This is a genomic window from Candidatus Nitrospira allomarina (genome assembly GCF_032050975.1).
Taxonomy (GTDB): domain Bacteria; phylum Nitrospirota; class Nitrospiria; order Nitrospirales; family UBA8639; genus Nitrospira_E; species Nitrospira_E allomarina.
In genome coordinates this window covers 4,375,122-4,396,981 of record NZ_CP116967.1, presented here as the reverse complement: position 1 = coordinate 4,396,981, position 21,860 = coordinate 4,375,122, and the positions used below count along the sequence as shown (strand labels likewise).

The 21,860-nt window shown below is 50.6% G+C and carries 17 protein-coding genes; 3 read left to right on the top strand and 14 right to left on the bottom strand.

From position 1 onward, the window contains the following. Positions 1–95: 95 nt before the first annotated feature. From PP769_RS19095 to PP769_RS19085, 3 genes are all read right to left on the bottom strand, one after another. The gene (locus tag PP769_RS19095; protein ID WP_312643340.1) at positions 96–845 is read right to left on the bottom strand and encodes a sulfite exporter TauE/SafE family protein; all 750 of its coding nucleotides are present in this window, start codon (positions 843–845) and stop codon (positions 96–98) included. A gap of 302 nt (positions 846–1,147) precedes the next feature. Then, complete coding sequence (locus PP769_RS19090; protein ID WP_312647067.1) at positions 1,148–1,651, bottom strand: hydrogenase maturation protease; 504 nt, start codon at positions 1,649–1,651, stop codon at positions 1,148–1,150. 101 nt (positions 1,652–1,752) lie between these two features. After that, on the bottom strand, positions 1,753–3,582 hold the full coding sequence (locus tag PP769_RS19085) for a glycoside hydrolase family 15 protein (RefSeq protein WP_312643338.1): 1,830 nt from the start codon (positions 3,580–3,582) through the stop codon (positions 1,753–1,755). A gap of 262 nt (positions 3,583–3,844) precedes the next feature. On the opposite strand from PP769_RS19085, the gene PP769_RS19080 reads away from it, so the two are divergent. Beyond that, on the top strand, positions 3,845–4,672 hold the full coding sequence (locus PP769_RS19080; RefSeq protein ID WP_312643336.1) for a protein kinase family protein: 828 nt from the start codon (positions 3,845–3,847) through the stop codon (positions 4,670–4,672). 117 nt (positions 4,673–4,789) lie between these two features. Here the strand turns inward: PP769_RS19080 and PP769_RS19075 are convergent, their stop codons facing one another. Beyond that, positions 4,790–5,269 (bottom strand): gluconokinase, encoded by a 480-nt coding sequence (locus PP769_RS19075; RefSeq protein WP_312643334.1) that lies wholly within the window; start codon positions 5,267–5,269, stop codon positions 4,790–4,792. A gap of 50 nt (positions 5,270–5,319) precedes the next feature. Then, entirely contained in the window at positions 5,320–5,859 is a 540-nt protein-coding gene (locus PP769_RS19070) for a ferritin-like domain-containing protein (RefSeq protein WP_312643332.1), read from the bottom strand. A gap of 414 nt (positions 5,860–6,273) precedes the next feature. On the opposite strand from PP769_RS19070, the gene PP769_RS19065 reads away from it, so the two are divergent. Further along, positions 6,274–7,413, top strand: a complete 1,140-nt coding sequence (locus tag PP769_RS19065; RefSeq protein WP_312643329.1) for a glutathione-independent formaldehyde dehydrogenase — start codon at positions 6,274–6,276, stop codon at positions 7,411–7,413. 179 nt (positions 7,414–7,592) lie between these two features. On the opposite strand, the gene PP769_RS19060 is transcribed toward PP769_RS19065, so the two are convergent. Both PP769_RS19060 and PP769_RS19055 read right to left on the bottom strand, forming a co-directional pair. Beyond that, complete coding sequence (locus PP769_RS19060; protein WP_312643327.1) at positions 7,593–8,144, bottom strand: inorganic diphosphatase; 552 nt, start codon at positions 8,142–8,144, stop codon at positions 7,593–7,595. A gap of 570 nt (positions 8,145–8,714) precedes the next feature. Next, positions 8,715–9,203, bottom strand: coding sequence for a HugZ family pyridoxamine 5'-phosphate oxidase (locus PP769_RS19055; RefSeq protein ID WP_312643325.1), 489 nt, complete (start codon positions 9,201–9,203; stop codon positions 8,715–8,717). A 277-nt stretch (positions 9,204–9,480) separates the two neighbouring features. Between PP769_RS19055 and PP769_RS19050 the strand changes: the two genes are divergently transcribed. Then, positions 9,481–9,609: a hypothetical protein gene (locus tag PP769_RS19050; RefSeq protein WP_312643323.1), complete on the top strand. Its 129-nt coding sequence runs from the start codon at positions 9,481–9,483 to the stop codon at positions 9,607–9,609. Positions 9,610–9,742: 133 nt separating this feature from the next. On the opposite strand, the gene PP769_RS19045 is transcribed toward PP769_RS19050, so the two are convergent. The 7 genes from PP769_RS19045 to PP769_RS19015 all read right to left on the bottom strand — a co-directional run bounded on the left by PP769_RS19045 (position 9,743) and on the right by PP769_RS19015 (position 21,742). Beyond that, a complete protein-coding gene (locus tag PP769_RS19045) occupies positions 9,743–10,063 on the bottom strand; it encodes a GNAT family N-acetyltransferase (RefSeq protein ID WP_312643321.1) in 321 nt (106 codons plus the stop codon). Positions 10,064–10,118: 55 nt separating this feature from the next. Then, a complete protein-coding gene (locus tag PP769_RS19040) occupies positions 10,119–10,367 on the bottom strand; it encodes a hypothetical protein (RefSeq protein ID WP_312643319.1) in 249 nt (82 codons plus the stop codon). 248 nt (positions 10,368–10,615) lie between these two features. Then, positions 10,616–11,020 carry a hypothetical protein gene (locus PP769_RS19035; protein ID WP_312643318.1) on the bottom strand — a complete coding sequence of 135 codons (405 nt, stop codon included), beginning with the start codon at positions 11,018–11,020 and terminating at the stop codon, positions 10,616–10,618. Between the two features lie 134 nt (positions 11,021–11,154). Further along, the gene (locus PP769_RS19030; RefSeq protein ID WP_312643315.1) at positions 11,155–14,361 is read right to left on the bottom strand and encodes a PAS domain S-box protein; all 3,207 of its coding nucleotides are present in this window, start codon (positions 14,359–14,361) and stop codon (positions 11,155–11,157) included. Positions 14,362–15,435: 1,074 nt separating this feature from the next. Continuing rightward, a complete protein-coding gene (gene tmpT, locus PP769_RS19025) occupies positions 15,436–16,086 on the bottom strand; it encodes a thiopurine S-methyltransferase (protein WP_312643308.1) in 651 nt (216 codons plus the stop codon). A 412-nt stretch (positions 16,087–16,498) separates the two neighbouring features. Continuing rightward, a complete protein-coding gene (locus PP769_RS19020) occupies positions 16,499–19,027 on the bottom strand; it encodes an ATP-binding protein (protein ID WP_312643302.1) in 2,529 nt (842 codons plus the stop codon). 1,470 nt (positions 19,028–20,497) lie between these two features. Further along, positions 20,498–21,742, bottom strand: coding sequence for a PAS domain-containing sensor histidine kinase (locus tag PP769_RS19015; RefSeq protein ID WP_312643299.1), 1,245 nt, complete (start codon positions 21,740–21,742; stop codon positions 20,498–20,500). Positions 21,743–21,860: the final 118 nt, after the last annotated feature.

Below are 21,860 nucleotides of genomic sequence, written 5' to 3'. Positions count from 1 at the left end.
TCCGAACAGCATGACGACCGATCGGCCTAAAAAGCCGAGGAAGTTGTGAAGTCGAGTAACGAAGGCGGGTGAGTGAAGGCTTAAGTTAAGACTCGTTAATGCCAGAGTACGGATCCTGAGGAAAATGCCATCGCCATACCCAGAATGGTAGTCATCACGGCCACGCCAGCCTGAAGCCCGTTATGGAGCCATGTCAGGGATCGGGCTGAGTACCAAAAAGGAATAGCCATGATCACGGACAGGAGGCCCATGCCGAGTATCGATCCTAACCCGAAAAGAAGAATATACATGATGGCTTGGCTCATGGACAGGGTGGCGTTCAGAGTTAAGAGGATCAGCGCGGCTGATCCGGCCATCCCGTGCATCAGGCCGATCAGCAACGCACGATAGGGAAAACCATGAACATGATCATGGGACGTATTGTCAGGGTGTGTGGGTTCGGTATGCGCATGGGCATGAAAGTGTGGAGGGCGATCCGGATGTTGGTGAACATGAAAATGAATCCGGTTTTTTAATAGTCGTCGGAACACATCGAGACCAAGGCCAATCAACATCAAACCCACCATGAGTTCCAATCCTGCAGCGAATCGTTCGGGAATGATGCTGCCCAACAACAAAACCAGCGAACTGAAGATCAACAACGTCAGGGTATGCCCCAATCCCCAGACCATCCCCTGTTTCACGGTTTGCGCGATCGATCCACTTCGGGTGGCTAAGGAGGCTACGGCTGCAGCATGGTCCGCTTCACAAGCATGGCGCATACCCATTAAAAATCCTAATCCAAGAATACTGAGCATCATAAACCTTTGTGGTCCGGGCAAGACGGTCGGTGTGGGTGCATCCATGCGTGCCGGGGTGCTACGGCTTCTCCCATTAGAACGGAAAGCTTGAGGGCGCGAACCGTGGCGTTTCCCATGTTGACACAGCGTAGGGAATGGTCCATGTCAAATGACACGTCAAGTGCGAAGACGTTTTTTGTAGATTGTTTAATGGGTTTCTTGTCAATCATAAACGGACGCCTAGGGTTTGGAGAATTGAATGGGTTCTGAGGAAAGAATCTCGAAAAAATTCCAAATATTACAAAAGCCTCATGAAGAACACTAAGTAGTGTATAACATATTTCTCACAGCAAGCCGAGTAGGGCCGGTTAGAGAGTTGGTGATTGTTGAGTTGACAAAGGTGTGTGGGATGATTCGTGAATAAATGAGGTGATTATGGCGCAAGTCCTTTCAACCGAAGCGGCGACACCCGGGCTCAGATTTGCTCCAAAGGTGGTATCTAACACTTCAATGAGAAAGACGGTGATATCTTGAGGAAACGCATCTTGAAAGATGGTCCGCCCGGCATGGACGGCATGATTCCAACGAAAATTATGCGGATTGAAATTTGGTGGAGGTCGTTGTGCCAAGTCACGGCCGGAGAGGTGAAAAATGGTGCCCGGTTCAGAGGCACTGGAGCAGGCATCGATAATAGTCAGCTTGGCGGCCCCTTGAGCCTGAAACAGGACATCGATCCCATTGGTGCCTGCCTCAATAATCTGAAGATCGGATTGAGGATGTTTGGAAAAATATGCCTGGAGTCGGTGAGCCACAACGACTCCTATCCCGTCATCCTTTCGATAGAGATTCCCGCATCCAATGATCACATGCATCCGTGAAGTGTAGGAGCATGTTGAGGTGTTCGGCAATGGTAGTCCGGATTTCACAGGCAGAGCCGGAGAGTCCAGAAAGTCGGAAAGGAAGACGCTCTGGGTTACTGACCTAGTGACCGATCCAGATTGAAGGCGGCGCTGATGAGTGCGAGATGCGTAAAGGCTTGGGGGAAATTGCCGAGTGCCTCACCGTGATGGCCGGTTTCTTCGGCATAAAGCCCCAGGTGATTGGCATATCCGAGCATTTGCTCAAACACAAGCCGGGCTTCATCTAAGCGATTGCGATCCGCCTGTCCTGCGCGGGTCATGGCTTCTACGAGCCAAAACGTACAAAGATTGAACGTGCCTTCCTCTCCGTCCAGTCCGTCCTGAATTTCGGACAAATTATACCGATAGACCAGTCCGTTAGAGACCAGGCCTCCTTCTTCCGGCTTCCGATTAATGGCATCCAGGGTTTTAAGCATACGGGGGTCGGTAGGTGACACAAAAAACACCAGAGGCATCACCAAATTCGCGGCATCCAAGGAAGTGCTTCCATATCGCTGGATAAAGGCTTGTCGTTCTGAATCCCATCCCTTGGACATGATTTCTTCATAGATATTATCCCGGGTCTTCAGCCAGCGTTCGCGGTCTGCCGGGAAAGATCGTTTTTCGGCCAGGCGTAGTCCACGGTCCACGGCCACCCAACACATCAATTTGGAATAGACAAAATGTTGCTGGCCCCCGCGCATTTCCCAAATGCCCTCGTCGGTGCGCTGCCAGTTGTCGCAGACCCAATTGATCATGCGCCGGAGATGTTTCCACAGGTCGTACGAAATCGGAGTGCCGTACTTATTGTAGAGATACACGGAGTCCATTAATTCCCCGTAAATATCGAGTTGGAGTTGGTTGTAGGCGCCATTTCCCACCCGGACCGGTCGTGAGCCCCGATAGCCCTCGAGATGCGCCAAGGTTTCTTCGGTGAGTTGGTGGCGCCCGTCAATCCCATACATAAGTTGTAAGGATCCGTCAGGATTCAATTCATGACAGCGGGCTTCCAGCCACTGCATGAAGGCCGAAGCTTCTTCAGTAAATCCGATTCGCAATAATCCATACAAGGTAAAGGCGGCGTCCCGGATCCAGGTATAGCGGTAATCCCAATTTCGAACCCCGCCGATCTCTTCAGGAAGACTGCAGGTTGGAGCGGCGATAATCGCACCCGTTGGCTGGAACGTCAACAATTTAAGAACCAGCGCAGAGCGGTGGACCATTTCCCGCCAGCGACCGGTGTATGTGCATTTCGACAGCCACCGACGCCAATAGTCGACCGTGTGCTTAAATAATTCTTCCGCTTGTGTTTCCGGACAGGAGGTGCTCTGGGTATTGCCGGATTCGACCTCTTGAAGGCAAAAATCGATTTCCTCCCCTTCTTGAAGGGTGAATTCGGTGAAAGTCCCGTCACCATCCTGTATCAGTGGAATTGTGGATCCAAGTCGAAGTGTCAGGCGGGAGGATTTGAAGCGAGCTCCATCTTTGGTGATCGTGAGTGTATGGGTATCTCGACCATAGTTGAATGCCGGACGGCATTCGAGACGAAAGGTCATCGATTTTCTAATGGCTTGCACGCGGCGGATCAACCCGTCCCGGGTGCAGTCAGACGTGCGAACTCCGACCGGCATGAAATCGATCAATCGCCCCACTCCTTCCGGCGTATGAAACCGGGTTACAAGGACATTGGTGTCAGGCCAATAATATTGTTTGGATTTGACTCCGTCCGGAACGGGAGCGATTTTAAACCTGCCACCCTTGGCATCATCCAGAATTGCGCAGAATACACTGGGAGAGTCGAAGTAAGGATAGCAGAACCAATCGATGGACCCATTCATGCCCACCAATGCGGTCGTCTGCATATTTCCGATCAGGCCGTAATTTTCGATGGGCTGATAGGGCATTGTTGAAAACGAGTCAATCTCTTGATACGAAAGAGTCGGGTTGCTGAACGTCTTTTTTGCTTACCTTATCAGAAATTCCAGGATATGTCTGAAAAAAATGAGCCAAAATACCCGGGATCACGCGAGTACATCTATTGAGATATAACCCGTACTTGTTGGAAGGTAAATGTTTTGCGGTCATTCATCTATGAAGATAAGCGGGGGAAACTTTTTCTCAGATGGTGTATCATGGGATCCGGTTGAGCACAGGCGCAAAAATACCATGCGTATAACACGATCCCATCCCCCAGTCGTGGAAATTTATGGAACCGAGTACGGCTATGAACGAATACTGAAGGACGATTTTTTCTCCGTGAATGTTCTGTATCGGAATCAGGAAGGCGATCGATATGTCCTTAAGCTCAGCGACTTTCGTTTTGTGCTGGGCTGGCTGTTTCGCCCCCTGACGGGTTGGATATCCAGGCGGGAATACCGCATCTATCAGATGGTGTCTGATCTCCCGGGCATTCCAGCCCTGGGACCGCGATATGGGAAAAGAGGATATTTTCATCGGTTTATTGAAGGGCACACGCTTCACGAAATAGAAAGACGCATCCAGGAGCAATTTAACGTGGTGGTGGGAGATCCAGCGATGGCGACGTATGCCACATTGCTGGCTCCTGATTTTTTCGATCAATTACGGGTCATTCTTCAGGCGATTCACCGGCGTCGCATTTTCTATGCGGACTTGAATAAACGGGGGAATATCATTTGTTCAACAGAGGGAAAGCCCTTTCTCATCGATTTTCAAATTTGCCTGCCTGTCCCGGTTCGGCAGGGTTGGGTTGGCGCGCTGACTGAGAAGATTTTTCAACGCTTGATTCGGGAGGATCTCTATCATCTGTATAAACACAAACATACGTTCCAACCGCAGAGATTATCCGAGAAGGAACAGCAGTTGGCGAAACGGTCGGAGTTAAATAGGCGATACCACCGCTATCTCTGGCGGCCCTACATTGCGCTGAAACGAATGATCTATCCGCATGGGAGCAATGAAACCATCTGGTATAAGTGGAAGAAGGAAAGGGACCAATCCCCCAGGATGCCCTGATTTTCTGATCGATGTGAGGGGAGGGTGTTCTCCCTCATGCCTCATCTTGAAATCTTCTCTCTCTGAGAAAATGTCCAAATCATATGCAGCTGTTCGTATTATGACTTCGCCGATCTGTTATGCGGGTTGCAGATGCAGCATGCTTTTAATTTGTTCCACAATCACTTCCGGCGCTTGAGAAACGTCGATGAAGGGGACATCGTGAGGTTCCTCAAGCGCAGTGAACTGACTGGCTAACAAGTCGGCTTTCATAAAGTGGCCGGTTCGTGACTCCAGGCGCGGGTGGATCAACGCGTAATTGCCTCGTAAATACACCAATGAAACATGAGGGTGCCCCTCAGTGATCAACTTCCGGTAGGTCTGTTTTAGGGCGGAACACGTAATGACGGCGCGCTGAGATTTGCTTATCAGATCGTGAACCAGTTGATGGATCGCAAAAAGCCAAGGAACCCGGTCTTCATCACTTAACGGAACGCCACCCAACAATTTGGACACATTCCGCCCTGAATGGAAATCATCGCCTTCGTAAAAAGACCACCCGAGATTTCTGGCCAGAAGTTGACCAATGGTGGTTTTTCCTGAACCCGAGACACCCATAAGGATGACGATCCATATGTCCCGGTTCTTTGCTTCTCTCATAGCAATCGTTAGGAGCCCATTTCCTCCAGAAGGGAGACGAGGTCATCAGCATGCTCTTCCTCGACAGCCAAAATCCCCTCCAACATCCGGCGGGATGTCGAATCGTTGATGCCCAGATAATTGATCACTTCCCGATAGCTATCAATGGCAACACGCTCCGCCACTAGGTCCTCCTTGATCATGTCGACCAGGGAAGTGCCTTCCACATATTCGGAATGACTGCGCATCAGCATTCCTTCAGGGGAGAGATTCGGTTCGCCGCCCAGTTGGACGATTCGCTCTGCCAGTTGATCGGCATGGCCTTGCTCTTCATTGGCATGTTGGAGAAATTCCGCCGCCACGCTCTGAGCATGAATGCCTGACGCCATATAATAGTGCCGCTTATATCGGAGGACACAGACGATTTCAGTTGCCAGGGCTTCGTTGAGTAGCTTAATCACGGTGTCCCGGTCGGCGGTATACCCAGGCGTCACCGCTCCCCTTTCCATGTGTTCCCTGGCGCGTTTGCGTAATGTTTGGACGTCTGTGAGAAATGGTTGATCCTTCATTCATGCCTCCTAACGTTGTGACTGGTCTTTATATACAGTAATACAGCTCATGATCCGTCATCAGGCTAGTTCACTGCACACCTGCATGGACAGCCTTCATGCTCTTTTTGAAATTTTCACAGTCCTGTCTGTCAGAGGACAATGTCCAAAATATTCATTTTATTCTGTATTTTATCTAGAAAACGGAAGACTTCAGGGAGAACGTACAGGGGGAGGAGAATTTGTTGAGAGTGGGTCAGCCAGGGTTTCTCCCAGTTCCATCTTTTGGCAATTTCCCTTCTAATAAATTTTTGATTTATTCTTTCTAACGTCATGTTTTAGCCTTCCGGGTAAATGTGAACCACAACCGGCCCGTGGCTTCGGCTTAAGAATGAATGTTGGAGTTTCACCTATCACCATAGGAGGAACGAAGCTATGAAAGCACTTGTCTATAATGGACCGCATGATGTCAGTGTGGAGGAAGTGCCCGACGCCAAAATTGAGCGACCAACGGATGTTTTGGTGAAAATGACCACGACCAATATCTGCGATTCCGATTTACATATGTATGAAGGACGAATGCCCGTTGAGCCGGGCACAATATTCGGCCACGAGAATCTTGGCGAGGTGATCGAGGTCGGCCCTCATGTTGCCCAAGTGCAAGTTGGCGACCGTGTCTGTCTGCCATTCAATATAAGTTGCGGATTTTGCAAAAACTGCGAGAGCGGGTTGACCGCCTTCTGTCTGACGGTCAACCCAGGTACAGCCGGCGGAGCCTATGGCTGTGCGGGAATGGGTCCTTATCCAGGTGGACAGGCGGAGTTTCTCCGTGTGCCATACGGTGATTTTAACTGTTTGCGGTTGCCTGAGAATGCGCAGGAGAAGGAAGCCGATTACGTGATGCTGTCAGACATCTTTCCGACCGGATATCATGCGACTGAGATGGCCGGTGTCCGCCCGGGCGATTCGGTCGTCATCTATGGCGCGGGACCGGTGGGTCTCCTGGCCGCCTACTCGGCCATCCTTAAAAGGGCCAGTAAGGTGATGATTGTGGATCGTCACCCCGATGGATTACGACTGGCAGAGAAAATCGGTGCTATTCCCATCGATGAATCGAGAGTTTCCCCGGTTGATCAGGTTCTGGACCTGACTGCCGGCGAGGGCGCAGATTCAGGTTGCGAATGCCTGGGACACCATACGCACGATCCCCAAAGTCACGAACAGGCCGATATCACGATGAATCATCTTGTACAATCGGTGCGCCCGACGGGACAAATAGGCGTGGTGGGCGGGTTTCAACCTGAGGATCCGAAGTCGGCAGAAGCGTTGGCCCAAAAAAGGCAGCCGGCTTTCGACTGGGGTCTCTTCTTGTTCAAGGGGCAGCGGATAGGAACCGGTCAGGCCAACGTCAAGGCATATAATCGGCGATTATGCAATCTTATTGAGGTGGGTAAAGCAAAGCCCTCGTTTCTCGTCACTCACGAGTTGCCACTTCGGGATGGACCGGAAGCCTATCGCCATATTGATGCGCGGGAAAATGGCTGGGTCAAGGTCCTGCTCAAGCCTGCAGCATGAGAGTGTGAAACTGGTAGGTTATTCATCATGAGCAACCGGTTGGCTCTCATGTGTAATGTGGCACGAAATTTTTGGCTCAATCCTGATTGATGATCGCACCGCATTAGCCGAAGGCCGGGAAGGTTCATTTCAACCTCACCCGGACCGTCGGCCCTAGGGCAATCTGGCAACTCCGTACTTCAAAACAAATCTTTATACATCGCGAGACTCTGATTCAGAATGTTTTGAGCCACTTTTTTCTCTAAAAACTCCTCCACCACCACCGCTTTATGTTCAAGAGTCTTGTACTCTTCAAAGAAATGCCGCATTTCGGAAATAAAGTGTTGGGGTAATTCGGAAATATCCTTAATGTGGCTGACACTGGGATCGCCTGCCGCCACTGCGATGAGTTTGTCATCCGCTTCTCCGTTATCAAGCATGCGCATGACTCCAATGACTTTGGCCGGCACGATACACATCGGGACCACATCAATTTGTGAAATCACAAGAATATCCAAGGGGTCTTTATCTTCACAGTACGTTTGCGGAATGAATCCGTAATTGGCGGGGTAATACACGGAAGAGTATAACACTCTGTCCAGTATCAGCAGGCCACTCTCTTTATCTAATTCATATTTTGCTCTCGTGCCTTTGGGAATCTCAATGATTCCATTCACGAACTCGGGTAATTTGTCTCCGGGACTGGCATGATGCCAGGGATTAAAATATTCACTTTTGGCAAATTTAGTCATCGTGTGTTTCCTGATAAGAAGTGAGAGGTGAATGTAGTTCTTGCTTGCGATATGCGTCGCAAATCTTCTGGTCTCAAATGAATGTCGCGTCAGTTGTTCCTGCACATGGGATCCGGTTTCCGGCTGTTTCTCCGTCTCGGTCTCTCCCTGTACCACAACCTCTTCGTTGAGTGGGTCTTGCGAGCTATCCGGGACTTCGCATCGTTCCTCGCATGGGCGTTCCCGGATACCAATTCAAGCATCTCACTTCGTGTGATTTCCGCTCGCGTGGGAGCACGCAGGGAGGAAAGGCACACGTATTCGAAATGTACGGATTACCGTCCGATGGAGTCCGCTATCCTTGTGAGGGGGAGGATCCAGGAGGAGCCGTGGCTCTAGCCAGAGGACCAAAGCCCGGGCTACAAAGCCCGAGGTTGCACCATGACGATCTTGTGTGTGATGGAGAGTTCCCTGAACAGTTATCGGAAAGATGTCTTCAGTCCTTGGCAAGAATAGCGAACCCTCACTCTTCTGTAAAGTACAGAGAAACGTGTAAGGCTGGAATAGAGGCCGGTCAATTGATTAATCACACTATCCAGTGCGGGAATGTTCGAAGACCGACAAATTGTCTCCGGTCAACGTGTATGCTTTGCCAAACCCCATCACAAACTGCCCACTCTTCGTATGCAGTTGAAACAGAACAAAGTCCGGCAGCTGCCGTAACAGGCCGGCCATCTTGCCATGCCGTTCCTGATAGTCGTCCAGCACAGACTCGTATTCGGGACGATCGGGCGGGATAGGCATGGCCTCACACAGGTAATGCACCCTCGTTCTAGCGAAAATCTGTGACGTCGACTGTTCATCGGCAATGATCATGATGGCGACGGTCCGGTTTGCCAGCAAGTGACGGGTATGTGCTGCCAGTTGACTGACAAAGATGTAAAAGCTGCCAGGAGCCCGGTGCAAATAGGGCGTATAGCTGCAGTGGGGAATGCCGTCCACCCCGACTGTGGAGAGTTGGAGACTCTGCATACCGTCTATGAGACTGGCGCAAACCGTAGCCGGCTGCTCATCGTTCATGGGATGTCACGACCTCCATTGATAGAGTTACAGTTGGAGAGTGGGGAAGCAAATGAGGAAACGCCCATCTCCTTAATATCAGGTTCTATGGCAAATGCGCATACCGAGATTTAATTAATTATCTGGTACGTTTATAAGAGTTGAGAACCGTTCTGCCCTGATAGTCTTGTGTTTCGATAGTACGGGAACGGGCCTACTTGTCAAGGTACTGCCGGACAGAATGGTCGAAAAATGACTGTGCTTTTGGCTGTTTCAAGGCGGGAAAGAATGACGGTTCATGTTTGTTGGAACCTGCGCGTTGGATAGCGGCAGCGGCATCGGACAGTTCAAGGGCAAGGAGTGGCCGCTGTTCAGGAGTGAGTTTTCGGTCTTCGTCAATCTTGTGCTTGGCGAGCCTATCACTTGACTGGGACGGCGTGAGTCAACAGAACTTGGATCGCAGGCCTTCATTTTCATGAAGATATCTTACCTGGAAACATCACTTCGTCACTACAGAATTTTCTGAATTGAGAGCAACCCAGCTGGCGTGAGGCCTCATTTCAAGGGCGATCGGGCAGGTGGCTGTCGTCACAGAGTGACCGGAACAGAATACGGGCATCCTGGTAGGTTCCGTCGTTCTTGCGCACCGCTTGGGGGAGGGTGGCGAGTTCACGAAAGCCCAATTGCGTCCACAGACGATGTGCCACGTGATTCTCCGAAAACACCAGGTTGAAAATCACGCTTCGAAAGCCGAGGAAACGGGAATGATCCAACATAGTCTCTCCAGGGAGACGGGCTAGCCCTTTCCCCCGCCATTCGGGCGCGACGATAAATCCCGCGTTGGCAATGTGATTTTCCCGGCCCGGCCAATTCGCTTTCACGGGAGTGTTGAATAAATAAGATTTTCAAGGACAAATTTGCCCAGGATTAGATTACTCAGCAATGGCTCCGGGTCGGTTCAAAAAAGTCCGTCCAGCAAGGCCGCAGCCGTTTTTTCGCGCGGAGCGTGCGCTTAGTACGTGAGCACGGAAAAATGGCGAGAACGCCGCTGGCGACTTTTTTCAACAGACCCTTTACGTAATGGGCTCCGGCCAGTTCCAAGGAACCAGTTCCGGTCTGGGCAAAAGCCACCACGGTGCCACAGCCTCCAAACCAATAGGCCTGAAATTCTTCATCGGATGGCATCTGCTCATGGGGAAAGGAAGTCCCTTCGTCGACAATTACGTTGTACAGCTGGCGAAGCAATTGGATATCTTTGGGGTTCGGCCAGCGCCAATCGCAAGGCCGAACCCTCCTTCAATTGTGTGTCGATGGGAAAACGGATTGGCATCGTTATGGACAGGGTACCATCATGACCGCCCCTTTTTTTGAGCACGTCGGCCGCAGTAAATGATTTTTTTGAAGGGGAGATCCTGTCTAATCAAGGGGAAGCCTCAGTACCCCCGGCCGGTACTCCCGCCCTTTATGCTGCCCAGTGGAAGGGCATCGTAGCGTACTTTCAGATCGGGATGCTCATTGAGATACCCCTGCACGGCCGCATCATCGGCAAAGACCTCAGGGCTGCGCTGGCGATATTCCTCGATCGTCAAATCATGCTTGGCCAATAACGCAATGAGTTTTGTATTGATATCCGCACCCATTTCCTTCATGGCTTCTGGTGACGGCCGCTGCCCCTCTCCGTATCCTTTGCCACCCTTAAAGTAGTTCGTCATCATCTCGCCGATCTCAATACGGGCCTTCACATATTTCTCCACTTCGGCCGGTTCTGTGGCAAATCCGGTTCCCGCGAAGAGCACAACACCCAAAGAAACGCCGATCATCATTCGCAGCAGATTCATAGTCATGATTTCCTTTCATAAGGTGATTAAATGATTCAGCCAGTCAAATTATATTCCATCATAGCATTCCAACAAACCGCGTGCAGTCTGAGCGCAACTCGGGTCGCTCTATCAATCATCAGCAAGCCACAGGTTCATGGCCGTGACGTCATGACGGTTGTAATCATTTGATAGAGATCGGCGACAGCAGCTTCTTTGGGCAAGAGGGCGACCGCTCCGGCCTTGAGCATTGCTCGTTGATTTTCTCCACCGGCATTGACAGATAATCCGATAATACTGATATCCGGATGATGGGCTTTTATCCGGGATGTGGCTTCAATGCCATTCAGTTTTGGCATATTGACATCCATGATCACCAGGGCAGGTTTCAGGCGTTCTACCAAATCGATGGCTTCCTCGCCGTTCCCGGCTTCCCCTACCAGTTCCAGATCTTCATGGCTCTCCAACATATTCCTTAAGCCCTCCCGCACCATCACATGGTCATCGACGATCAGAATGCGAATGTGGTTTTTTGTGCGGATCTTTGGGAGATTGCCTTCCTCCGGTAGAGATTGATCGTCCGTGGGTTGATCGATGTACTGCCCGTCCGAATCCTGTTGTGGTGTAGAACCCTTTTCCAGTTTTAATGCAATGGGTACAATGAGGCGGGCCGTGGTTCCGTGATCAGGTAGTGATTCAATTTCGAATGTTCCTCCAAGGGTAATCATGCGTTCGCGAATGGAGAAGAGGCCAAATTTCATTGCCTGGTCCGTGAAAGGCTGTGTGGCAGTTCCTTTGGGTGGATGAAACCCCTTACCCTCATCGCGGACGGAAATACGTAACACCCCCTCCTCTTTGCCAAGTGTGAGCGTGGCACGGTCCGTGTCGGCATGTTTTATCACGTTGAGAAACAGTTCGCGGATCGATTGATACAATAAAATCGCCTGTTCCTCCGGGACCTTCCAGTCTTGAATGCCCTCACAGGTCATTTCCACTTTCAGCCCATGATGGATCATTTGACCGGCCAACCATTGCAAGGCGGCCAGCAATCCAAATTCAAATAAGACCGAAGGGCTTAATTCCGCGACGAGCGTTCTGGTGTAGGTGAGGGCTTGATCGAGGACGTCTTCGGTTTCTTTGACCAGACCGGAGCTCTCAGCGTTCAGGCCAAGGGCGGGTCTGATCTGGCCCAATTTCAAGCGGCACACCACTAATAGTTGACTGAGGTAATCATGAAGTTCCGTCGCAATACGGTGCCGTTCACGTTGTTCGGTCAAATTAAGGGCGGCCGCTAATTCCCGTAATAGTTTTTGAGAATTGACAAGCTCCTCAGTTCGATCATTGACCTGTTTCGCCAGTTCCAGCGTAAAAAGTTGCCGGTCCTTCTCGGCACGTTGCAGATCTGTGATATCCAGAACTTCGATGACGTTACCTATCCGCTCCCCTTGCTTGAAAATCTGCCTCGTGTTGCAGCGTACAGGATAAAAATGGCCATCTTTATGGATAAAGACGTCTTCATGATTGGTCAGAGTCTCTCTTAAGGGAGATAGCCCGGCCAGGGGACATTCTTTTATTGGAAATGGGGAACCATTTGGACGGGTATGGTGGACCATTTCATGCAATACCCGGCCAATCAGCTCTTCAGGTTTGAACCCCATCACGATTTCCGTGGATGGATTGGCAAAGGTCACTCGTCCGGCGGTATCAATCATAAGCAGGCTGGTTGAGGTATTATCGGTGATGGTTTTGTTGAGAGCCAATTGTTCATGAAGCGCGATGGTCGATTGGCGAATGGCTTCCCTATCCCGTTGGCGTTCGGTGATATCTGTCATCGTCACCAATGTCGATTCCTCGTCTTCCTTCCCCATCGGATCGAGTCTGATTGTGAGTGGGATGGTCCTTCCGTCTTTACCATGCCCACGAAACTCAGGCTCGGGTTCCATGGATTCGACGCAGGGAATCAATACGAAGTCAAAACGCTCGCCGGCCGGCTGAACTCGAAATTGCCCGGGAATAAGCCCTTCTAATGGCATTCCAATTAACTCTTTTCCGGGATACCCGAACCATTCCTCTATTCGTGAATTGGCAAAAAGAATGGTTCCCCTCTGGTTCACAACCAGCATGCCATTCGGGGAGGCTTCAAATATGAGGCGCCGTTGGTCTTCAAGGGATTTCTGTTGGCTGATATCCCGCCAGATCGAGCGGCTGGAGATTATTTGTCCCGACGCATCACGCACGGCCGTGGTATTCAGGCTGACATCAATCGTTTTTCCTTCACGAGTTCGCAATTGCAATTCGGCATTGTGCTCGACTCCATATTGGCGGAAGTGTTCAAAGGATTTCCGGGCGTTTGGGAGGGAGGCCTTGGTATACCGTTCGAAAACAGATCTGCCGATGATCTCCTCGCGGGAAAACCCGGTTTTTTCCAGAAGGGTTCGATTGCATTCAACAACGCGCTCTGTCTCGGCATCAACGGAGCAAAACATATCCGGGGCATTCTCGTACAAGTCGCGAAGGAGGGCTTCACTTTTTTTCAAGGCTTGTGCGAGCCGGTGAGTGGTGCGTAATTCCTGCAACTCTGCATGGAGCTGTGATCCCAGTTCGAATCGTGTGGCGTCCTGCATTCTCTGCAAGAGAGGTTCGACCAGTGCTTGTTGCTCTCGAAAGAGAATTTCTATGTCCTCTTCAAAAACCAGTTGAGGAGTCTGATCGATGACGGCATCATCCCCGGGGGAAGGCTGTTCACTCGCCATCGGTATCATGGCACCATACGATGCATGAACTTCCGTCCAAAAATGCGCGGTCCGCACAAAGGCGAGGAAAAGCAGAAGCCATTCGAATTGCGAAGATCCCAAAAGTCGCCGAAGGGCAGCGCACCATGCGGTGGAGCGCCCGGGTTCCAGAAAAATCATCGCACAGGCGATGCGCAGGTGTCGCTCCACCATCGAATCGTGAGCCGGCGAGGCCTTGAGGGGAGTACTCATGGTTCCAAGGGCGGACAGAATATCGGAAAGTTGTTCGCCCTCAGGAAACGGCTCGCTGAGCAAGGTGATGACTTCCTCAGGGGTAAGAGGAGGACAGGTTGGGTCGCCGGCGATGTTCCCTCGTCCCAACAAAAATGCGGCATGTCGTGTGACGCAATACCGAACCCCGCAGAATCGGGAGAGATAGGTGAAGAGCTTTTCCTTGAAGCTTGAGGGGAGAGGGCTTTCAAGATAGGCGAATTTTGCCAGATCGAAAAGGCCCCGGGCGACGATCGGCTCAGGGCTGGCCAACCGGAAAAAGGACGGACAGACTCCCATGAATCGGCGGATTTCTTCCCAAAGAGTTTCTAAACCGGTATCCCGGGTATTAGGGGTCACCTTTAATTCCTAATTTTGGTGAAATGGTAACGGGCGTTTTCTAGTCCGATTATACAAGGCTTGGAGGAGATTGGACAAAGCCAAGCTGCCACATCCATCACATCCGAATCCATGCCAGGGTACTCATCTTCAAAATTGTGGAGAACAAATTGAATCGATAAGGGGTTGGTGTCATTAAAAGTCCAGGGAATGCACTCGCTCCCCGGGTCAGCAAAGATCGGTATCGAGTTTTTTTAGCCCATTTTGTACAGGTACTGAGTTGAGACATTTTTTACATTTGAGGCAGGGAAGTGATGTATCGAAAGAAGTTTTGGGAGAGGGGGATGTGTTTGTTAAGGCATCCGCTGTGGCCTAATGTAAGATTAAGCTCCCTTTTGACTTACAGTGAAAAAGGTGAAATGAGGGTGACCGTGGTTCCTGCCCAACATGCTGTGGCCTGGGTGGAAGTCACGAGACAGTAGATATAAGAGGAGCCACAAGCCCAATTTTGTATAGGGAATGTGGCACGCACTTGCCCGACAAATTTTCAATTGAGTGTCCAGCCAAGCGCCAGAATCTTTGCCAATGGTGAGCAATCAACGAAAGGCATTTGTCCTAAGCGACCATGCCATCCTGACCCATTCGGCAAAGCTCAGGGCAAGGTCCACCGAAGGATCTTGCTGAGCCGTGGGGCTTTTCGTCCTGGGCTCAGATTCTTCGGCATGGCCTAAGAATGACAAGGTGGGGGACTGTATTAGGGAACTAAATAATCTTGGTGGGGCGAGAGTTCGTTAGGCTGGGCACAGATTCTTTGCCACTGGCTCAGAATGACAAGCGGGTTTGAACTACAGGAGGGAGCCGGAGGATCTTGGTTAGCTGTGGCATCCTCAGGCTGGGCACAGATTCTTCGCCGCTGGCGCAGAATGAAAACGCCGCGGTGGGATCGGAAGGATAACTTAGGTGAGGACTGTCTGGATGATCTGCCAGGCGTGGAGGGTTTGGGCGGGGGGCCAGGGTTGGGTGAGGCAATTATGCGAGACGAAAAATGGTTGTCCGTCGAAGATTTTTTCGAAGGTGCCAATTGGGCGGGGAGTGTCACCGGATCTTTTCAAGGACGTAGACTGTCTGGTGAAGGCTGTCTATTGCGGAGAGTCTTGTTCCTTCATTTTTTGGCTTTTGGCTTTCTTTCAATGTAATAGTGAACTGATCTTCGTACAGTTCATGAATTTCTTTGCCACCAACATGAAAGGGAGGCCCCTCCATTTTTGATTGGTCATAATCATAGACGATGAGAAGGTATTTCCCCCCCTGTTTAAGGGATTGCTTGATAACTTGCGCGTACCTTTTTCTCATTGGGGGTGGTAGAGCCACGAGTGCTGCCCGATCGTAAATGTAGTCGTAGGTGTGGTGTTCATTGAGTTTGAAAAAGTCCCCGCAGCTGATGATGATATTTTCGTGGGTGTAATGGGTAAAATCTTGATCTTGGGTTATGTGAGGGGAGGAGAGTCCATTCTCTGAAAAAAATTCCTTCACGGCCTGGGCATGCAATTCGACTCCATGGACATGGAGATTGAGCCTATGAAGCCAAAGAAGATCTTTTGATTTCCCGCAGAGTGGAACGAGTACTCTCTGCCCCTTTTCAGGATTGAATCGGGGAAAGTACTCCGTCAGTTTTTCGTGATAGTGTTCCCCGTGGAAGGCTGTTCTTCCTTCGTTCCAGGCTGTTATCCAAAATTGTGGATCCATTTGTCTCTACTCCTTGTCTCTCTGCTTTGGTGTTAGCCGTGAGGCCATTGTGCAGGCGATCGTTGCGAATTTAAGCGATGAAGTTTTAACTTTTGCCCATGAGATCAAACTCGTGACGGGATGGATGATTACTTGTGCCTTTCTCATGGAAAAATTCCAGGGCATGATACCCAACCACTAGAAAAAATGACAGGTGGGCCTGAGGAATATTCGGACAGGAGTTTTTTCTTCCTCTGCCAAATTCTTTACAGGTCAGGCTCCGTCCAAAAGATGGAGCCCTGATAACTGATATCGGGGATGACGGAGGGGGATATTTTTTTAAGTTTAGGGATTAAGGAAAAGAAGGCGTTCTGGGAGACGAGGACGTGTTAGGGCTGGCCTCAAATTCTTCGGCGGGACCGCAGAATGGCAACTAGGCTTTTAATCCGATCACTTGATAGACGGAAAGAGGCCTTTGAATGCCTTTCAATGCGAGTTCCCCGACAGGTTCGGTCGAGATCAGTTTTCCAAGAAGAAAGGCGATCTGTTCCGGGACCAGGATTTGGCCGTGCTGGGCCTCGTTGCAGAGTCTGGATGCCAGATTGGTGACGGGGCCGATCGCGGCATAGTCCGTTCGTCCTTCAAATCCGATCGCACCGATCGTTGCATATCCGGTCGCAATACCGATGCCTACTCCGAGGGGAATGCCGCGTTTCTTCCATTGCTCTTCTAACGAAAGGACTTCTTGGCGCATGGCAATTGCCATGCGCACCGCTTGTTCGGCGTGATTGGGACAGGGCTGCGGGTCGTTGAAATAGACCATGATGCCGTCGCCGGCAAATCGCTCAAGTGTTCCGCCATATTCGGAGATCAGGTAACCCATCGCGGCCTGGTACTCACGGAGGACGGCCATCACCTCTTCGGGAGCCACCGTTTCAGTAAAGGGTGTGAATCCTCGAAGATCGATAAAGATTACGGTGATTTTGCTGCGATGCCCTTTCAGGAAATCCTCGTGGTCGCCCGACATGATCATGTCGGCCAGATTTTGGGGTAAGAACCTGGCTAATTTTTCTTTCTGTAACTGAACGAGTTCCCGTTCTTGTGCACGTGCTCGAATCAGGTTGCCGACGCGAGCCAGGAGTTCCGGTTCGTCGAAGGGTTTGGACAAATAATCGTCGGCTCCGGCTTCCAGACTTTCAATGCGTGCTTCGGTCCCGGCGCGGGCTGTTAAGAAAATCACGGGGGTCGATCGAAGAGTCTTATCGCTTCGAACGGCTTTCAAAAGGTCCTGCCCGCTCATTTTCGGCATCATGACATCTGTCAGGATCAATGCCGGGCGCACGTGTTGAGCCATCTCCAGGGCTTCCGCCCCGTCCCTGGCTACCACGATCTGATATTGTCTGTGCAATATTTTTTTGACGTACCCGCGCATATCGGCATTGTCATCGACCACCAACACCAATGGGGCGTCCATTTTTTCAGCGGGGGAAAGGAAAGACTCATCGTCTTTGTGTTCGTCTTCGGCTGGTCTGGGAAGAACGTCCCGGTTCTCCTCGTCGTCTTGAATGGCAAGCACCTGATCAGCGGGCACGTTCCCGCGAGGCAACGTGATCGTAAATACGGAACCACGGTCGGGGTTGCTTTCCACCGCAATTGTTCCCCCATGCAGCATAACGATTTCCTTCACCAAGGCCAATCCGATCCCGCTGCCTTCATACCGCCTCGTGGCACTGCTTTCCACTTGAGTGAATCGGTCGAAGATTCGCCCCAATTGATCGGGTGGAATGCCGATGCCGTTGTCTTCAACCTCCAGTTCGATGGAATGTTCCTTGGAGGAGAGACGAATCCACACCTGGCCCTCATGGGGATCGCTGAACTTGAAGGCGTTGGAGAGCAGGTTATACAGAACCTTTTTCATTTGGAGTGGATCGGCCTCCAAGGCCACCGGTTGCATCAGGCCTTTCACATGGATGCGACGAGTCGGGCTGGAATCGAAGTTCATAACCACACTGCTCACGAGCGCAGCGAAATCCATACACCGTTTGTTCGGAGTGGTGCGACCGCTGTCGAATTTAGCCAGGTCCAGCAACTCATTGATGAGGAACAGAAGCCTGGAGGCATTCCGTAAGCCGGTCTGGACCACATCTTTGGCTTCTGCGCCGAGTGAAGATTTCAAAAGAGTCTTAAATGCACCCACGGCCAGAGTGAGCGGGGTGCGAATTTCATGGCTGATATTGGCGAAAAACTCACTTTTCAACCGATCCAGTTCGAGAAGTTTTTGGTTGGACGTCTCCAATTCAACCCTTGCCCTGCGCTCAAAGAGCCGTGCTTGAAATTCGGCCCGCTGCAGTCGTTCGTAGAGGGAAACCGAGAAAAGTAAGGCGACGCAGGTCCATACGAGGAAAAACGAGTTCTCAATGGCTGCATCGATATCAGCCGTCACAGAAGGATTGAGAAGATTCAGCCCATAATACGACACAAGCGTGCCCGCTTGGGCGATCAGATGACTTGGCCAGGACACCGGCACAATGACCGCTGCAGCCAGGAACACGAGATTGAGCCCGTTGTAATACTGGGCCGTGAATCCCCCAAGCACGACGGTCATCTGGACGATGCACAGATTGCCAATCAATACCCAAAGGACTAAAAGCACGTTTGGTGAGACGGCAGCAGGTTGGTATCTCACGAGTAAAAAACAGCCGAAGAGCCCCAACTCTAAAATCATGCGTATGTCGAGGATTGCATCGAGATGCTCTCGATGAAGGAGGACGTCGGCTACAATAAACGCAGGGTTGGCGACTAATCCCAAAAGATAGAGAACGGTGAGACGTTCCCAGGCAAACCGGATGCACCAATTTGTGTAAGATTCAGATTCATGGAGCTGCGGACTGTCTTCCTTGGTCTTGACGAGTGCCAAGAAAAAGTTGCGTAGGGTTAACCCCGCTGATTCAGTCTGCTGCACCACGTTAGAACCTATAGCTGAGGTGTTATCGATGTATTACGCGCTCATTGATTCAGTTGCAGTACAAGTCGGCCCTTTCTTTCAGTTTCGCCCTTGGAGAGCTGTGTGAAATACTCAATGTCTTTGCAATACTTGGCTCATCAGATTTTACGGAATATTCCGATGAGCCGGAGGCAGACCCGCGTGTTGTTCAGATTGGTCCAAATCAACTGCCTTATAAGATGAGGGCCGTGCAAATCCCGGAATGAACTGACTAAATTTTGATAATCTCTCTATCAATCAATTCCTCGACCGCGAATATGTCAGCCGCAAGTTTGCCAAACGATGCAACCCGGAAAAAGTATTAATGGGTAGGAAATGGAAGCGCTCTTCTCAACCCACACGTCCGCACCAGTGCATAAGATTTTCATTATCGTAACGGATGACACACCACTTTGGCCGGTATCCGGACTCGGAGTGTTGGCTATGGGGACGCCAACCTTATGAGGTCGACTGATGAGAAAGGAGGAGAGCTGGAACGTCGGGCTCGCGGCCGCCAAGGCCTCCGTCTGCATGGTCTTGAAGAATAAGGCTACCTTGTGGCTAAGGAGAGACGGCTGGACAAAACCATTGCCGGTGTGTGGTGAATCGGCCATGAGTGCGTTGGCGGCGGGCCGTCCGTCCTGCATCTGGTCCATCACGATCCAGCGTTATGGCACCCTCACCATGACGGTGCCTCCCGCCGGTTGTGTACAGCACTATAGATAAAACATCTATTTTCTTCAAATTCGTTAAGCCCCGATTAAATTGAGGAGCATTTGAGGATGGATGTGGGAGAGAAAACAATGGTTGAAAGGGGCATCTGCGGAAAGGAAAGGGTCTCGCTGAGTTTTGGTATCTACAGGCCGGGGCCAGATTCTTCGCCATGGCTCAGAATGACAATTTTAAAGGGGACTATCAGGATGCCAAGTTAGTCTTATTATTTGGGAGTGTGTCTTTCTTGTGTTTCCCTGTTGGCGGAAGGTTAATGATATGCCAGGCGCGGAGAACTTGGGCGATGGTCCAGGCTTGGACGATACATCTTAGCGGGGCGAAGACCGGCTCGGGGGCTGGCCAAAAAAAAAAGGCGGACAGGCTCCCATGTAGCGCCATATTTCCTCCCAACAGGTCTCCAATCCCGTATCACGGAAATCAGTGCTCAAATTTTCCCCTATCTTTTATTAAGTAAAGGTCTGATGACTCCTATTCCGATTAGACAAAGCTAAACGGGATCGGACAAAGCCGATCTACTCCGTCATCACAACCGACTTCATCCTAGGCTACTCATCCCAAGATTGTGCAGATCAAATTGTATTATTCATTAGCTCTTGCCACGAGAACTTCCAGTGGACACACTCGCGGCAACGGTCATCAAAAGACCTAAATTAAATTTTTTTACCTCATTTTACATAGGGATATTTTTTCGGACCATTGATTCAGAGGTGTGATTGATCAGAGAGTAGCTCTGAGGGAGGAGGAGGTGCTTGGTGAGCTGCCAGGTGGGTCCTGGTGTAGTCCTGAATGGATTTCTCCCTTCAGTGATAAGGGTAATAGGAGGGTAGCCAGGGTTCCGTGTGTAGGCTGTGACTCAATTGCGAATGATCCCCCAAGACTGATCATGCGTTCGCGTATGGAGTATAGTCCGAATTTCATCGATTGTTCCGTGAAAGGGGTAGCTGTTCCTTTGGTTGAATGAAACCCCTTCCCTTCATCCCCCACGGTAATGCGTAACACTCCTTCCTCCTTGCCAAGTGTGAGAGTGGCGCGGTTGGTACCGGCATGTTTCATGACATTGAAAAACAGTTCACGGGTGGATTGATACAATAAAATCGCCTTATCTTCAGGCACATTCAGGTCCTGAATGCCCGCACAAGTCATTGTCACATTCAGTCCATGGTGGATCATTTGACCGGCTAACCATTTCAAAGCCGCCAGCAATCCAAATTCAAATAACACCGAGGGGCTTAACTCCGCAACGAGCGTTCTGGAATAGGTGAGGGCTTGATCGAGGATATCGTCAGTTTCTTTGATAAGATTGAGCTCCTGAGTTTCAGGTTTGAGGACTTGCATGGTCTGGGTCAGCTTCAAGCGGCACACCACTAACAGTTGGCTGAGATAATCATGGAGTTCCATTGCAATGCGTTGTCGTTCGCGTTGTTCGGTTAAATTGAGGTCGGCGGCCATCTCCCGCAACCGTTTTTGAGAATTGACCCGTTTGCGTTCGGTGATAATCGTCATCGTCACCAAAGTCGCTTCATTGTTTTCCTTCCCCATCGATTCGAGGCTGATTTGGAGGGGAATGGTCCTCCCGTTTTTCCCACGTCCCTGAAACTCAGGTTCGTGTTCCATGGACTCGCAGTGTGGTGTCAATACGAAGTCTACACGCTCGTCGGTCTGTTGGACTCGAAATTGTCCTGGAATAAGACATGCAAGGGGTTTCCCGATTAACTCCTTGCGGGTATAACCGAACCATTCCTCTATTCGTGAATTGATAAAAAGAATATTCCCCCCGGCATTCCCGATCAGAATGAAGCATTCATCACATTGCCGCTTGAGCTGTTTGGGGTCCACCTGATGGATGATCTTGGTAGGACTTATGTGTGAAGAGGCCGAGAGAAAGAGATGCACATGACCGTCCAATATGCCTTTGTTATCTTTGAACTGCATCCCTATTCCTTTTTGAAAATATGCGGCCATAGTGTGTACCCTTCCGATAAGGAACGCTCGGGGTTCCGTGAGATCGGGTAGTGGTTTTTGGGCATTGAAGGGCAACTATTTTGGCAAGAAGACATGCAGAATTCTGGTCAAAATTGCT

What these genes read in the sequence shown, in the direction of transcription:
- PP769_RS19015 (WP_312643299.1), bottom strand. Translation starts at nt 21,742, where the DNA reads ATGGCCGCATATTTTCAAAAAGGAATAGGGATGCAGTTCAAAGATAAC.
- PP769_RS19095 (WP_312643340.1), bottom strand. Translation starts at nt 845, where the DNA reads ATGGATGCACCCACACCGACCGTCTTGCCCGGACCACAAAGGTTTATG.
- PP769_RS19070 (WP_312643332.1), bottom strand. Translation starts at nt 5,859, where the DNA reads ATGAAGGATCAACCATTTCTCACAGACGTCCAAACATTACGCAAACGC.
- tmpT (WP_312643308.1), bottom strand. Translation starts at nt 16,086, where the DNA reads ATGGATCCACAATTTTGGATAACAGCCTGGAACGAAGGAAGAACAGCC.
- PP769_RS19090 (WP_312647067.1), bottom strand. Translation starts at nt 1,651, where the DNA reads ATGCATGTGATCATTGGATGCGGGAATCTCTATCGAAAGGATGACGGG.
- PP769_RS19040 (WP_312643319.1), bottom strand. Translation starts at nt 10,367, where the DNA reads ATGCCATCCGATGAAGAATTTCAGGCCTATTGGTTTGGAGGCTGTGGC.
- PP769_RS19060 (WP_312643327.1), bottom strand. Translation starts at nt 8,144, where the DNA reads ATGACTAAATTTGCCAAAAGTGAATATTTTAATCCCTGGCATCATGCC.
- PP769_RS19085 (WP_312643338.1), bottom strand. Translation starts at nt 3,582, where the DNA reads ATGCCCTATCAGCCCATCGAAAATTACGGCCTGATCGGAAATATGCAG.
- PP769_RS19065 (WP_312643329.1), top strand. Translation starts at nt 6,274, where the DNA reads ATGAAAGCACTTGTCTATAATGGACCGCATGATGTCAGTGTGGAGGAA.
- PP769_RS19055 (WP_312643325.1), bottom strand. Translation starts at nt 9,203, where the DNA reads ATGAACGATGAGCAGCCGGCTACGGTTTGCGCCAGTCTCATAGACGGT.
- PP769_RS19080 (WP_312643336.1), top strand. Translation starts at nt 3,845, where the DNA reads ATGCGTATAACACGATCCCATCCCCCAGTCGTGGAAATTTATGGAACC.
- PP769_RS19075 (WP_312643334.1), bottom strand. Translation starts at nt 5,269, where the DNA reads ATGGGTGTCTCGGGTTCAGGAAAAACCACCATTGGTCAACTTCTGGCC.
- PP769_RS19035 (WP_312643318.1), bottom strand. Translation starts at nt 11,020, where the DNA reads ATGAATCTGCTGCGAATGATGATCGGCGTTTCTTTGGGTGTTGTGCTC.
- PP769_RS19050 (WP_312643323.1), top strand. Translation starts at nt 9,481, where the DNA reads ATGTTTGTTGGAACCTGCGCGTTGGATAGCGGCAGCGGCATCGGACAG.